At 70.6% G+C, this 13,180-nt stretch carries 10 protein-coding genes and 1 pseudogene; 4 read left to right on the forward strand and 7 right to left on the reverse strand.

The features are described 5' to 3' along the window. Window positions 1–31 precede the first annotated feature (31 nt). Window positions 32–658, forward strand: coding sequence for a DUF5753 domain-containing protein (locus tag SLV14N_RS15645; protein WP_317633708.1), 627 nt, complete (start codon window positions 32–34; stop codon window positions 656–658). A 101-nt stretch (window positions 659–759) separates the two neighbouring features. Here SLV14N_RS15645 and SLV14N_RS15650 read toward each other — a convergent pair whose 3' ends face one another. Next, complete coding sequence (locus tag SLV14N_RS15650; RefSeq protein WP_317633709.1) at window positions 760–1,065, reverse strand: DUF397 domain-containing protein; 306 nt, start codon at window positions 1,063–1,065, stop codon at window positions 760–762. After that, window positions 953–1,837, reverse strand: a complete 885-nt coding sequence (locus SLV14N_RS15655) for a helix-turn-helix transcriptional regulator (protein WP_263269724.1) — start codon at window positions 1,835–1,837, stop codon at window positions 953–955. Before SLV14N_RS15655 ends, SLV14N_RS15650 begins: the two co-directional genes overlap by 113 nt. 209 nt (window positions 1,838–2,046) lie before the next feature. On the opposite strand from SLV14N_RS15655, the gene SLV14N_RS15660 reads away from it, so the two are divergent. Then, complete coding sequence (locus tag SLV14N_RS15660; protein WP_263269726.1) at window positions 2,047–2,520, forward strand: ATP-binding protein; 474 nt, start codon at window positions 2,047–2,049, stop codon at window positions 2,518–2,520. 906 nt (window positions 2,521–3,426) lie between these two features. Here SLV14N_RS15660 and SLV14N_RS15665 read toward each other — a convergent pair. Further along, complete coding sequence (locus SLV14N_RS15665; protein ID WP_263269727.1) at window positions 3,427–6,474, reverse strand: FAD-binding and (Fe-S)-binding domain-containing protein; 3,048 nt, start codon at window positions 6,472–6,474, stop codon at window positions 3,427–3,429. 72 nt (window positions 6,475–6,546) lie between these two features. Further along, window positions 6,547–8,031, reverse strand: coding sequence for an FAD-binding oxidoreductase (locus SLV14N_RS15670; RefSeq protein ID WP_263269728.1), 1,485 nt, complete (start codon window positions 8,029–8,031; stop codon window positions 6,547–6,549). A 54-nt stretch (window positions 8,032–8,085) separates the two neighbouring features. Between SLV14N_RS15670 and SLV14N_RS15675 the strand changes: the two are divergent. Further along, a pseudogene (locus tag SLV14N_RS15675) lies at window positions 8,086–8,775 on the forward strand (helix-turn-helix transcriptional regulator); the annotation flags it as partial. Between the two features lie 33 nt (window positions 8,776–8,808). On the opposite strand, the gene SLV14N_RS15680 reads toward SLV14N_RS15675, so the two are convergent. Next, window positions 8,809–9,837 carry a hypothetical protein gene (locus SLV14N_RS15680; RefSeq protein ID WP_263269729.1) on the reverse strand — a complete coding sequence of 343 codons (1,029 nt, stop codon included), beginning with the start codon at window positions 9,835–9,837 and terminating at the stop codon, window positions 8,809–8,811. Window positions 9,838–10,045: 208 nt separating this feature from the next. Between SLV14N_RS15680 and serC the strand changes: the two genes are divergently transcribed. Next, window positions 10,046–11,164 (forward strand): phosphoserine transaminase, encoded by a 1,119-nt coding sequence (serC, locus tag SLV14N_RS15685; protein ID WP_208681447.1) that lies wholly within the window; start codon window positions 10,046–10,048, stop codon window positions 11,162–11,164. Window positions 11,165–11,242: 78 nt separating this feature from the next. On the opposite strand, the gene SLV14N_RS15690 is transcribed toward serC, so the two are convergent. Both SLV14N_RS15690 and SLV14N_RS15695 read right to left on the reverse strand, forming a co-directional pair. Next, window positions 11,243–12,115, reverse strand: a complete 873-nt coding sequence (locus tag SLV14N_RS15690) for an ABC transporter permease (protein WP_259670319.1) — start codon at window positions 12,113–12,115, stop codon at window positions 11,243–11,245. Beyond that, on the reverse strand, window positions 12,112–13,113 hold the full coding sequence (locus SLV14N_RS15695) for an ATP-binding cassette domain-containing protein (RefSeq protein ID WP_263269731.1): 1,002 nt from the start codon (window positions 13,111–13,113) through the stop codon (window positions 12,112–12,114). Before SLV14N_RS15695 ends, SLV14N_RS15690 begins: the two co-directional genes overlap by 4 nt. Between the last annotated feature and the right edge of the window lie 67 nt (window positions 13,114–13,180).

A 13,180-nucleotide genomic window follows, 5' to 3' on the forward strand; every position in this document is an offset into this window, starting at 1 on the left:
CGCCCCTACTGGATGCACAAGGATGCCCGCAATGCCGCAGTCACCGAATTCCGAGTCGACGTACACCGAGTGGCGCCACACGATAGGCGACGGGCTGAAACCACTCCAGAACAGTTTGGCCCAGTTGTTCCAACAGACCCGGCTGTTCCGCATCTACTCCTCCACCCTCGTGCCCGGCCTGTTGCAGATCGAGGGCTATGCGGCCGCAGTGCTGCGCACGGTCGCCGAATTTGAGGAACTTCCCTTCGACGACAGCGCGGAGGCCGCGCAGGCACGGGTTGAGCGCTCTCGAGTCATCCACGACCCAGAGCGCCGATTCGTTCTACTCATCGAAGAAGCGGTGCTGTACCACCAGCTCGGAGACGCGAAGATAATGGCGGCCCAGCTGGACTACCTGCTGACAACCGACGCCCTGCAGTCTGTGTCGCTCGGGATCATCCCGATGGCGACGCGTGAGCGGGCACAGTTGCCGCACGAGACATTTCACGTATACGACGAAACCCTCGCCTCGGTCGAGTTGGTGTCGGCAGAGGTGAACATTACCCAGGCCTCCGAAATCGCCCTGTATCTGAAGGCGTTCGAGCAGCTGCGCAGCATGGGCGTTTACGGCGCAGAGGCGCGGGGACTCATCCTGAAGGCGCTTGAGGACTTGCGGTGAGACTGCGAACGGCGGCAAGCGCCCCCAGGTCAAGAGCTTGGTCCGGGAGCACTTACTGTCGTTCGCACGCTCCCTACCTGCCGCCAGGCTGGCGGATGGCCTCAGAGGGCCGCGTAAGGGTCCGTCTTGAGCGTTTCTATGAACGAGGCCCAAGCACCCACGCCGAGGGCGATGTGTGGGCCGGCGGGGTCCTTGCTGTCACGTACTACACGCCCCCCGTCAGCAGTGTGGGCGACCTCTACGCAGTCTCCCTCTTGACCCGAGTAGGACGACTTGCGAAACGCGCTGACGATCTCAGGCTTCACGATCCCTCTCCCTGCGCTGCGGTCCGCCGTCAAGCATCTGCCGGATACGATCGGTGGTCTCATCAGGCGACAATGCCGCCGAGCGTAGCTGATCGAAGACATTGACGTAGAGGGCAAGATCCTCAGGCGCCTCCACGACATTGGTGTTCGCCGGATTCTCCAGCGTCACTGCTTCCACGTTCGCTTCCATGCCGAACGAGAAGGCCACGAAGGCACCCGACATTCCAGCGATCAGGCTTTCAGCTGCCGGCAGGAGCTGAAGCGTGATGTTCTGCCGCTGGCTCACCTCAAGGAGATGCGTCAACTGGCCGGTGCGCACATGGCGCTCACAAGTCAGCGCGGTGACGGCCGGTTCCCAGATGATCGCCGTGAAGTGCGTGCCGCCTTCCTCGATCCTGCGCTGTCGCTCCTGTCGTAGCTTCACCAATTCCACAACCCGGTCAGATGGAATGAACTTGGGGCCTATGGTGATGACAGCTTCTGTGTAGTCCGGGGTCTGCAACAGACCTGGAATCCGCGTGGGGGACCAGGAGCGGATACACGTCGCATCGTTCTCAAGCGTGATGTGGTCCGCGTAGCCAGGCCGGACCATCTCCTGATAGTCGATCCACCAACCGCGCTCATTACTCTTGCGAGCCCACTCCAACAACCGGGCCCGCTCCTCGGCGTCTTCCACGCCGTAGCGATCCAGCAGTGTGCGGACCTCCAAGGCCGAGGCGGACGTCTGCCCGCTTTCCAGACGACTGATCTTGGAAACGGACTTCAGGATCGCCTCAGCACCATCGGCCTGATCAAGGCCGGCCGCTTCCCGGTGACGTTTCAGAGCGGTTCCGAGCCTGCGGCTTCGCACCGTCGCCTTCCCACCTGCGGGCATGCCCCCTCCTTTCAACGGCCGCCTCAGTTTGCCGCCTTGGGGCGACACCAGGCCAATCCGAGCCCACACATAGAGTCATCGCAAATTTGCGATCATCCTGCTTGCGTCACCACCAAACGCTCCCCTACGTTGAGAGTCGTCACGCAACGCACTCGCCTAATTGCGTTGCATGGCTATGCCGCTCCGTCACGCGCACGAAGGGGATAGCCATGTCCACACGCGCCCGACCAGCAGCAACACGACCTGCGGCTGCTCCACAGCCCGCTGCGGCCTACCACCTACCCGGCGACCGGCAGAGCACAGCGCAAGCCCGCAAGGCACTACGCCAGGACCTCCAGATCTGGGGTGTCGAGGGTGAACTGGCCGACTCCGCCGAGCTGTTGCTGTCCGAACTGGTCACCAACGCCGTGCAGGCACAAGCGTCCGCCGGCCCGGAGGTCGGCGTCGGGTTCGCATGGGCGGACGGCCGCCTCCGACTGGAGGTGCGGGATGCGAGCGACGGATTACCCGTGATGAACGATGCCAAGGAGGACGAGGAATGTGGGCGTGGTTTGGTGTTGGTGGACGTCTTAGCAAGTGGCTGGGGCGTCGACCGGGACGGCACCGGAAAGACCGTGTGGGCCGAGTTGGCCGTATGCGACGCCTCGGCACCGCGCCCGGCACCAGCACCGCTCAGCGCCTGACGGCCTCGAAACCCGTGGTCTACCGGACGGAGGCCACGGCCCGCCATCCGGACGGTTCCTCGATCGGCCTCGGTGTCTGGACGTCGTACTCGCCGGGCCGCGCCCTGGGCTGGGTCCGGACGCGGGCGGAGCACGTGGCGCAGCAGTTAGGCGCCCCGTACGACGGCGCGGTACGTGCGTGGCTGGACGATGCGGTCGAGTTCCGTTGGGCCATGGATGGTCTTGCGGCCGGAATCCCCTTCGTTCTACGAGCAGTTGATTCGGAGGGGTGCACCTACGCACTTGTTGCCCGTCCGGACGCCCAGGCCCGTGCCGGGGCCTCCCCTCAGGCTCCGTGTGTTCAGGGGGCAGCGTGACGGGCGAGGCAGCACCGGTCCTCATCACGCCCGGCTTCTGGTGCGAGGGGGTCGCGTATCGCTTCGTGGACGCGGATGATCCGGCTTCTTGCCCTATCCCTCATCATCGTCGGCAGCCGTCATCCCCGCCGCGGGCGGCCCGTCAGCCTGAGCGGGTCCTTGAGCAGGTCCTTGGCTGCCGTCCGTGGCTGTCGTGGGCTTCTCGCGGCGCTTACGCGCCAGCTCCTCGGCACGCCGGTCGGAATCCAGCCGCATTTCCGCTTCTGCCTTGAGGTCAAAACTCCGCACCATCGCCCCCAGTACCTCACGGCGCCCCGGGCTCCGCCGCCGCGTTCGGACGCGGTCCTCCCGCGCCGCCCGCACAGGCCCGCCGGTTGCCTTCTCACCTGCACTGTCAGTTGCACTGTCAGTGTTCCCGCCGCACCCGCACCCACCCGGCCGACGCCGCAACGGAAGCCGCCGTCGGATGCACGCCGGGCCGTCGTCCCGGGCCGGTACGCACCGGTGCGCACCCCCCGGCGCGCACCGGCCCCGTACACCCCCGCGAGCGTCACCCTTCTCCCGGCGCTCCCGGCCCTCCTGGATCGTCTGGCACTCCTGACCCTCCTGGCCCCTCTGGCACTCCCCACACTCTCTGCTCTCGGGCCCCGCCCGGGTCGCCCGGCTCCCCCGGCTCCCCCGGCTCCCCCAGCGCCTCCGCCAGGACCTCCGCCAGGTGCCGCCCCGGGCGGTCGCCCAGCTGGGAGAGCTGGGTGCGGCAGGAGAAGCCGTCCGCGAGGATCTCCGTTCCCTCGGTGGATTCCCGTACCGCGGGCAGGAGTTGGTCCTCGGCACAGGCCACCGAGACGTCGTAGTGACCGCGTTCGAAGCCGAAGTTGCCGGCCAGGCCGCAGCAGCCGCCGCTCAGCCGGCCGGTGAGGCCCGCGCGTTCGCGGAGGCGGCGTTCGGCCGCGTCGCCGAGGACCGCGTGCTGGTGGCAGTGGGTCTGGCCGGCGACGGGGCGGTCGATGCGTGGTGGCTGCCAGTCGGGGGCCAGCTCTTCCAGGGCTTGTGCGAAGGTCCGTACGGATTGGGCGAGTTGGGCCGCTCGTGGGTCGTCCGCGAGCAGTTCCGGCAGGTCCGTGCGGAGGGCGGCGGCGCAGCTCGGTTCGAGGACGACCAGAGGGTGGCCGTCCTGGAGGAGGGGGCTCAGGACCTCGACCGTGCGGCGCATGACGGTGCGGGCGCGGTCGAGTTGGCCGGTGGAGACGTAGGTGAGGCCGCAGCACAGGGGAGGGCGGTGCAGGCGGGGCAGGCTGGGTTGGGGGAAGGCCCCGCCGGGCTGGCGCAGCGGGGCGGTCGGCGGCAGGAGCGGGCGCAGTCCGGCCGCTTCCAGGACGCGTACGGCGGCGCGGCCGACCTCCGGGGAGAGGTGGTTGGTGAAGGTGTCGGGCCAGAGGACGACCGTGCGGCCGCCGGACGGGGGCGGTGCGGCCGCCGTCCTCCGCCGGCGCCACCACCAGCGGGTGAAGGTCTCGGCGGCCAGTGGGGGGATCGGCCGCTCGGCGGCGATTCCGCCGAGGCGTTTGGCGACGGCGGCCAGCGGCGTACGGGCGAGGACGTTGAGGGCGGGGGCCAACGGGGCGGCGGCGTGCAGCCACTGGGGGAGGCGGCCCATGGAGTAGTGGGCCGCGGGGCGCACCCGGCCCTCGTAGTGGTGGTGCAGGAATTCCGCCTTGTAGGTGGCCATGTCGACACCGACCGGGCAGTCGTTGCGGCAGCCCTTGCAGGAGAGGCAGAGGTCGAGGGCGTCATGCACCTCCGGTGACTGCCAGCCGTCCGTGATGACCTCGCCGGCCAGCATCTCGTGCAGCAGACGGGCCCGGCCGCGGGTGGAGTGCCGCTCCTCGCCGGTGGCGCGGAAGGACGGGCACATGACGTCGGTGGAGCCCGGACCGGTGGTGGTGTTGCGGCATTTGGCGACGCCCACGCAGCGGCGGACGGCCGCGGAGAAGTCGCCGTTGTCGTGCGGATAGCCGAATTCCACCGGGACGGGGCGGGCGGGCAGCACTTCGAAGCGGAGGTTCTCGTCGAGCCGTGCGGGGCGGACGAGCATGCCGGGGTTGAGGCCGGCGGCCGGGTCCCAGAGCGACTTGAACTGCTCGAAGACGCGGACGAGTTCGGGGCCGTACATCTTCGGGAGGAGTTCGGCGCGGGCCTGGCCGTCGCCGTGCTCGCCCGAGAGCGAACCGCCGTACGAGACGACCAGCTCGCCCAGGTCGTAGGAGAAGTCCCGGAAGCGGCGGATACCGGGCGGGGTCAGCAGATCGAAGTCGATGCGGATGTGGATGCAGCCGTCACCGAAGTGGCCGTAGGGGGTGCCGCGCAGACCGTGCTGGGTGAGCAGGGCGCGGAAGTCGCGGAGGTAGGGGCCGAGCCGGTCCGGGGGGACGGCGCAGTCCTCCCAGCCCGGCCAGGCCTCGCTGCCGTCGGAGAGCCGGGTGGCGGTGCCGGAGGCGTCCTCGCGGATCCGCCACAGGGCCCGCTGGCCGGCCGGGTCGGTGACGACGGTGTGGTCGGTGCTGCCGTCCGCGGCGGCCGCCCGGCAGAGCGCCTGGGCGCGGGCGGCCGCCTCGCCAGGGCTCGCGCCGCCCATCTCCACGAACAGCCAGGCGCCGCCCTTGGGCAGCCCGGCGGCGTCGCCCACCAGGTCGGCGGCCATCCCCTCGACGGTCATCGGGCGGTGCGGGAGGAGGGTGTGCGCGGCCTCGGCGGCGGCGCTCTCGTCAGGGTAGGCGAGGACGGCGAGCACCCGGGCCGCGGGGGTCTCCACGAGGCGTACGGTCGCCTCGGTCAGTACCCCGAGGGTGCCCTCGCTGCCGGTGAGGGCGCGGGCCAGGTCGGTGCCCTTCTCCGGGAGCAGCGCGTCCAGGGCGTACCCGGAGATACGCCGGGGAAGGTCGGGGTAGCCGGTGCGCAGCAGCGCCAACTCCCCGTCCACCAGGGCTTTGACGCCCTCACGGAGCCGCGGGGGCAGTCCGGTGGGGGCGCCGGTGGGGTCCGTGCCGCGGCCGGCCCGTACCCGCTCGCCGCCGTAGGTCAGCAGCTCCAGCTCGCGGACGCTGTCGGCGGTGGTGCCCCAGGCCACCGAGTGCGAACCGCAGGAGTTGTTGCCGATCATGCCGCCGAGGGTGCAGCGGCTGTGGGTGGAGGGGTCGGGGCCGAAGGTCAGTCCGTGCGTGCCGGCCGCCGCCCGCAGGTCGTCCAGGATGACGCCGGGCTGGACGACGGCGGTGCGGGCGGCGGGGTCCAGCGACACGATCCGCCGCATGTGCCGGGTGAAGTCCAGCACCACCCCGACGCCGGTCGCCTGCCCCGCGATACTGGTCCCGCCGCCGCGCGGCACCACCGGCACCCCGTGCTCCCGGCACACCCGCAGCGCCGCCGCGACGTCCTCGGCGTCCCGGGGCGCGACCACCGCTCTGGGCACCCGCCGGTAATTGGACGCGTCCATCGTCATCAGTGCCCGGTCGGCCGCGGCGAACGAGACCTCCCCCCGGACCGCGGCCGCCAACTCCTTCGCCAGATCCCGCTTCTCCGTCTCCGTACGATCAGCCATGTCTCCAGCCTGCCCACTGGGACGGGTTCATGGGCTGTCGGCAGGCCCGATCGCCGGGGCGAGTTGCGGCCGTCAGCCGGAGTGCGTGGCGGCTGCCGGTGTCCGGTCCGCCGTGGCGGCGTCGGCGGGGTGGAAGCGGAAGACGTTCTCCGGGTCGTGGCGCGCCTTGAGCCCGGCCAGCCGGCGGTGCTCGTCGGCGCCGTGCACGCTGCGCGCCACCTCCGCGGCGTCCGGCCGGTCCCCGTGCCCGCCGAAGAGGAAGTTCACGCTCCGGCCGAGCCGCCAGGGCGCGACGGCCGCCAGCGCCTCGGCGTGCAGCGCCCGTACGGTCGCCAGGGCGGTGTCGGACCCGTCGTTGCCGGGCCCGTCGCCCGCCGCGGCTCCCCTCAGCGGTGACAGCAGCCGCAGCGCATACCGGGCGTCCCGGTGGCCGACGGCGCCGGTCCCGGCGGACAGCGCACCGCCGAGGTGGTTGAGCTGGACCACGGTCATCACCGGCGCGGCCGGGCCGGTCAGCGCCGCCACCCGGTGCAGCGCGTCCGCGTCCAGCCCGCTGAGCAGCGCGTTGTCCCCGTCGTAGGCATGCGGATCGCTCGGGTCGCGGTGAATGGTGTGCGACTCGGCGTACGGCATCTCGCGCAGGTCGTCGCTCACCCGTGGGCCCACCGCCCGCAGCGGGGCCACCAGCCGCTCGCCCTCCGCGGCGGTCCCCGTATAGGCGATCCGGATATGCGCCAGGTAGCGGCCGCGCAGCGATCCGGGCAGCTGAGGGAGGTCCGGGTAGGCGATCAGCGCGAGTGACGAGGTCAGCTCGTCCGGCACGGTCTCGGTCCAGCGCAGATACGCCGCCGGTGCCTCGTCGATCCGCTCGGCGCCGAACACCAGCTGCCCGCCGTACAGCCGGGCCACCGGCACCAGCCCGAACTCCATCGCGGTCACCACCCCCAGGCCGTGGCCGCCGCCGAGCAGCGCCCGGAACAGCTCGGGATCGCTGTCCGCGGTGAGGTGCCGCAGCCTGCCGTCGGCGGTCACGAGGTCGACGGACCGCACCTGGTCGGCGGCGAAGCCGTACGTCCGGGCCAGCACCCCGACGCCGCCCCCGAGGGTGTACGAGATGACGCCGACGCCCGGGGAGGAGCCGTTGAGCGGGGCGAGTCCGTGCGGGGCCGCCGCCTCGACGACCTGTCCCCAGACGACGCCCGCCTCGACGTGCGCGGTGCCGGCCGCCGCGTCCACCCGCACCCCGGCCATCCGCCGGGTACTGATCAGCAACCCGCCGTCGGTAGCCGCGGCCAGCCCGTGCCCGGTGGCCTGCACCGCGACCGGCAGCCCCTGATCGCGGGCGAAGCGCACCGCGGCGACGACGTCCTCCGCGCAGCGCGCGCCGACGATCACAGCGGGCCGGTGCTGACGGGCCAGCTGGAAGCCGGACCGCTCGGCGTCGTACCCGTCGTCCCCGGGGACCAGGACCGGGCCCCGGACGTGGGCCACGAGGGCGGCGAGGGCGGCGGGGCCGGGTGCGGGGGCGGACGGCAGGGCGAGGTCGTTGATCTCCATGCCCCGCACTCTGCCGCGATAACTTGACATCGGCCGTCATATATAAAGGCGGCTGTGAAGTCGTCCCGTCTGGTCTCGATCGTGCTGCTGCTCCAGACCCGCGGCCGGGTGCCGGCGGCGGAGCTCGCCGAGCGGCTGGAGGTCTCCCCCCGGACCGTCTACCGCGATGTCGAGGCGCTGTCGGCGGCCGGAGTACCGGTCTACGCCGAACGCGGCCGGCACGGCGGGATCGCGCTGCTGCCCGGCTTCCGTACGGATGTCACGGGGATGACCGCCGACGAGGCGCGTGCCCTGTTCATCCTGGCCGCACAGGGCGCCCACAGCGCGCTCGGCCTGGACGACGCGCTCCGCTCGGCGCTGCGCAAGGTGATGGCGGCGCTGCCCGCCCCGCACCGGCCGGCCGCGGAGCTGGCCGGGCGCCGCATCCTGGTCGACCCGGACAAGTGGACGCCCCGCCCCTCGTCCGCCACCCCGGCTGACGGGCCGTCCGGCCGCGCCGCCGCCGCGCGCACCGTGGTGGACCTCGATGTGCTGCACACGGCCGTCTTCACCGACCTCCGGCTCCGCATCCACTACCGCCACAGCGGCGAGACCCGGCTGCGGACGTACACCGTCGACCCGTACGGGCTGGTGGCCAAGGCCGGCACCTGGTACCTCGTCGCGGACCGGCTCGGCCGGCCGCAGCTCTTCCGGGCCGACCGGGTGGCGTCCGCGACCCTCGCCGACGTCCCGGTACGGCGCCGACGGCGCCTCCCCGCCCGCGCAGGATGAGTAGCTCTATCGTGCCGCCGGCTGGTGGAGCCAGGGCGACTTGGTGGCCCAGAATATGACGTCGGCTCCGAGGGTGTTCGAGCCAAAATCGACGAACTCTTCCCGGGTGTACGGCTTCTTCGTTTTGGGGTTCTCGTATTCGAAGTCGGGTTCCTGTACAGCCATGGCCACGATGGGGAGCTTGCCTCGGTATTCCTTGAAGAAGGGGTACGAGTTTTCCATCTGCGCCGGGCGGTTCGGCAGGACATCAGGTCCACCCAGACCGATTCCGTGCGCCTTGGCGAACTCGAAAGTGCGCTTCATATAGTTGCGGCTGTTGTTCCATTCACCCGGCCAGAAGTTGACGTACTGAATGAACGGCGTCTTGGTGAAGACCTTCTTGCCGTAGGCCATGTTGTCGAGTTCTGCCCTGAAGTAGGAATCGTGGCTGTATCCAGTGCGATCCTTCTTGGTGTCCACCTGGGTGGCGGTCTCCGGAAGGTTCACCCCGGCGAGACGACCGTCGAACCGCTGTGACATCGCCTTCAGCAGATGCTGGAAACGGCCCCTCACCTCCGGATTCCATTGCGCTGCTACCGTTCCGTCCTCACCGGAGCCAAGGCCGTTCTCGTTCTTTGTCGGAGCCGCGCCTCCCTTGTATTCCGGATCACTCAACAGATAGCCGGGGAGCCTGGACGGCGCCGCAAAGAACCGGTCCTGGACCTGGATGAACAGCTTCTTGTTGCGGGGCTGCAGATAGTTCAGCACCCGGTCGATCTCCGAGAAATCGTACTGATTCTTCTTCCGCTCCAGCGCCTTCCACGGAACCACCAGCTGCACACCGGAGACATCGGGGCGATCGATCAGCGGTTTCACCTCTGCATCGAAATCCCCGATGGATGCGTACAGGTAGTTTTTCGCTGCCTTGTTGCCGAGCGCTGAGGCGGAAGCCTTGCCGGACGACGGAGCGGGCCCCGCGGCGGCCGTCGCGGCTACGCCCGCCACGGCTATCGTCACGAGCATTCCGACACCGGCGGCAATACGTTTGGTCACCATGAGCCCAAGCATTCGGCGCAGTTGTGAGAAAGATGTAAGTCGCAACGGTCGGCTGGCCGGCCGGCTTCACTCCGCAGGCATCTTCCGCCGGCCGCCCGAGGAGCCGAGAGAGGCCGCCCCGGCCCGGCCGTCCACCGTATGGGCGGCCGGCATCTCACCCGCTGGACGCGGCGCCGGAGCCCGCAGCGCGACGGATTAGGCTTCCCCCGTGGCTGATATCCAGATTCCCGCTGACATCAAGCCCGCCGACGGACGCTTCGGCGCGGGCCCCTCCAAGGTGCGTACGGAGGCGCTCGGCGCCCTCGCCGCCACCGGTAGCTCCCTTCTCGGCACGTCCCACCGCCAGGCCCCGGTCAAGAACCTGGTCGGCAAGGTGCGCGACGGCGTACGCGACCTCTTCCAGCTCCCCGAGGGCTACGAGGTCGTCCTCGGCAACGGCGGCTCCACCGCCTTCTGGGACATCGCGACGCACGGCCTGATCGAGCGCAAGTCCCAGCACCTCAGCTTCGGTGAGTTCTCCTCGAAGTTCGCCAAGGCCGCCAAGCTGGCGCCGTGGCTGGAGGAGCCCACCGTCATCTCCGCCGACCCGGGCGACCACCCGGAGCCGCAGGCCGAACAGGGCGTGGACGTCTACGGCTTCACCCACAACGAGACCTCGACCGGTGTCGCCGCCCCCATCAAGCGGGTCGCGGGCGCCGACGAGGGCGCGCTGGTCCTGGTCGACGCCACCTCCGGCGCCGGCGGTCTGCCCGTGGACATCGCCGAGACCGATGTCTACTACTTCGCCCCGCAGAAGTCCTTCGCCTCCGACGGCGGTCTGTGGCTGGCGGCCTTCTCCCCCGCCGCGCTGGAGCGCGCCCGCGCCATCCACGCGTCCGGCCGGCACATCCCGGAGTTCTTCTCGCTGCCCACGGCGATCGACAACTCGCTGAAGAACCAGACGTACAACACCCCGGCGCTGTCCACCCTCTTCCTGCTCAATGAGCAGCTGGAGTGGATCAACGGCCAGGGCGGTCTGGACTGGGCGGTCCGACGCACCGCCACCTCCTCGCGCACCCTCTACGGCTGGGCCGAGGACTCCAAGTACGCCACCCCGTTCGTCACCGACCCGGCCAAGCGCTCGCAGGTCATCGGCACGATCGACTTCGACGACAACATCGACGCCGCGGCCGTCGCCAAGGCCCTGCGCGCCAACGGCATCGTCGACACCGAGCCCTACCGCAAGCTCGGCCGCAACCAGCTGCGGATCGCGATGTTCCCGGCGATCGACCCGGCGGACGTCGAGGCCCTGACGGCCTGCATCGACCACGTCATCAGCAAGCTGTAACCGGCTGTCCGGCACTCTGCGCACAGGCCCCGGCGGGCGCCCGCCGGGGCCTGTGCGCTGGGTGCGTGCGGTCCGTGCTCAGCGGCTCAGCCGCCGGAAGCGCCGTACCGCCAGCGGCAGGAAGACCGCGGTGAGGACGGCCGGCCAGAGCACCGCCATCAGCACCGCATGCTGTTCGACCCAACTGCCGCCCGTGGTGGCCGGGTTGCCGAAGAGTTCACGGATCGCACCGGCCGTCGAGGAGACCGGGTTCCACATGGCGATCGTGCCCAGCCAGTCCGGCATCATCGACGGCGGGGTGAAGACGCTGGAGATCATGCCGAAGGGGAAGGCGACGGCGTAGAGACCGCCGGCCGATTCCTGGTTGGGCGCCAGGAGGCCGAGGTAGACGCCGATCCAGGTGAGGGCGAAGCGCAGAAGCAGCAGCAGGCCGAAGGCGGCGAGGGTGGCGGCCGGGCTGCCGTGGGAGCGCCAGCCGACGACCACGGCGATCGCGGCCAGCACCACCAGATCGACGCTCGCGCCGATCACATCGGCGACCCCGCGCCCGCTGACCACGGCGGACGTCGCCATCGGCAGGGAGCGGAAGCGGTCGGTGACACCGTGGTCCCGGTCGACGACGACGGCCACCGCGGTGTTCATGAAGCCGAAGGAGATCGTCATCGCGAAGATGCCGGGCATCGCGAACGTCGCGTAGTCCACCCCGCCGCCGACGTTCATCGCGCTGCCGAAGACATAGACGAAGAGCACCACGGAGACGATCGGGAAGCCCAGCTGCCAGGCGATGATCACGGGCTGCCGGACGAGATGGGTCAGATCCCGGCGGACGATGGTCAGACAGTCGGCGAAGGCCCAGTAGAGGCGGCGCACGGGGCCGTCGTCCGCGCCGGCCGGCCCCCACGGGGCGGGGCCGTCGTCGTGCGGGATGTGCAGCACGGTGCCGGCGCTCATGCAGCCGCCTCCTTCCCGGCCTCGGCCGTACCGCGTCCGGTGAGGCGCAGAAAGACCTCGTCGAGCGTCGGGCGGCGCAGCCCGATGTCCTCGACGCCGATGCCCTCGTCCTGGAGGGTGCGCGCGACCTCGGTCAGTGCGGCGACGCCTTCCGTCACCGGGGCGCCGACCCGCCGCTCCGTCTCGTCCGTCGTGGGCGCCACGCCGTTCGCGGCGACCCGCGCCACGGTCCGTACCGCGTGCGGGAGATCGGCCGGATCGCGCAGCACCACCTGGAGGCGCTCACCGCCGATCTGCCGCTTCAGCTCGGCGGGCGTGCCGTCGGCGATCGTCCGCCCGTGTTCGATGACGGAGACCCGGTCGGCCAACTGGTCCGCCTCGTCGAGGTATTGGGTGGTCAGCAATACGGTGGTGCCGGTCGCGGCGAGCCCGCGGACCGACTCCCAGACCTCGTTGCGGCCGCGCGGGTCGAGGCCGGTGGTCGGCTCGTCCAGGAAGAGCACCTCGGGTGCGAGGATCAGGCTCGCGGCGAGGTCGAGCCGGCGGCGCATCCCGCCGCTGTAGGTCCGGGCCGATTTCCCGGCCGCGTCGCCCAGCCCGAACTGCTCCAGCAGCTCCGTCGCCCGCACCCGCGCCCGGCGGGCGCCCAGATGGAAGAGCTTGCCGAACATCTCCAGGTTCTGACGTCCGGTCAAGATGCCGTCCACGGCGGCATATTGACCCGCGAGTCCGATCCTGGCGCGCACCTGCTGCGGCGACCGCACCACCTCGTGCCCGGCGACCGTCGCCCGTCCGCCGTCCGGCCGCAACAGGGTGGCCAGGATGCGGACGACCGTGGTCTTGCCCGCACCGTTCGGCCCGAGCAGGCCGTGCACCGTGCCGCGGTGGACGGTGAGGTCGAGGCCGTCCAGGGCCCGCTTGTCGCCGTACCGCTTCTCCAGACCCTCCGCACGCACCGCCGCATCCGGCGGCGCCTTTCCGGAACCCGAGGTCGCCACCCCGCTCCTCGTCCCGCGCGCAATTTCGCTCGTCCTGCCGGCCATCGCCGCTCCCCTCCGGATCGAA

It is taken from the genome of Streptomyces sp. Je 1-4 4N24 (assembly GCF_026239515.1).
Taxonomy (GTDB): domain Bacteria; phylum Actinomycetota; class Actinomycetes; order Streptomycetales; family Streptomycetaceae; genus Streptomyces; species Streptomyces nigrescens.